This window comes from Hydrotalea sp. AMD (assembly GCF_004100315.1).
Taxonomy (GTDB): Bacteria; Bacteroidota; Bacteroidia; order Chitinophagales; family Chitinophagaceae; genus Hydrotalea; species Hydrotalea flava.
This window is the reverse complement of the sequence record NZ_SCKY01000108.1, coordinates 1-722: the sequence shown is the minus strand read 5'-3', so window position 1 is coordinate 722 and position 722 is coordinate 1. Positions and strand designations below refer to the sequence as shown.

1 protein-coding gene is annotated in these 722 nt (G+C 54.6%); it reads left to right on the top strand.

Going from position 1 to position 722, the window contains the following annotated elements; genetic code table 11:
* On the top strand, positions 1-722 hold a 722-nt coding region (locus tag EO766_RS18330), incomplete at both ends, for a DNA-binding protein (protein ID WP_287101829.1).

Sequence of the window (722 nt, the reverse complement as noted above, 5' to 3'; positions counted from 1 at the left end):
GCAATGGTCAAATACGGAGTAGATCTTCCAGCGTCACACTGGGATGAGATTCAAAGCATCCTCGCCAGGGATACGAGCAGGCAGACGTTTGAGAACCTGACCGAGCAATGGATGAACTCCACCGCGGAATTGTTACGCGCCCCTGGTGTTTTGCCGCTCGAGCGTAGCAACGAGCGCTTGGTCAAGACCTTTTGCAGAATCGCGGTCTTTGAGGCCAGACGTCAAGACCTGCTCAATGTCAGTTATGTCATCAAAACGGTGGGCCGTGGCAGTCGTACGACCGTTGGCCAGTGGGTCGATGAAGTCAAAGAAGAGGTGCTTGACCAGGCCCAGGTTCATACCCGACTGAGTGCGATTCCAAACGAGTTCAGAAGTCAGGCAGAAGATTTCATTCTTGAGCTTTGGGATCACGCAAGGAATACAGACGAGAAGGGGCCTGCTGCCCAGCAGCTTGAGAGGCTCCAACAGCGGATTGAATCCCTTGAGCGAGCTTTGGCTAAGAATCAGTCCAGCACACAGGAACTGATACGGGAAAATGAAAGGATGGCGCGCGAAGTGGCACGGGCGCAGAATGCACAGGCCGAGTCGGAGAAGGAGAGGGCGGTCGCCGTGGCTCAGCTCGAGGGCGTTGAACTGGCATTGAAGGGTGAACAAGAGCGATACGATCAGGCCGTTAAAGAGATTGAATTGGCCAGAGGGCTTGCTGAGACCCACAGAAAGCA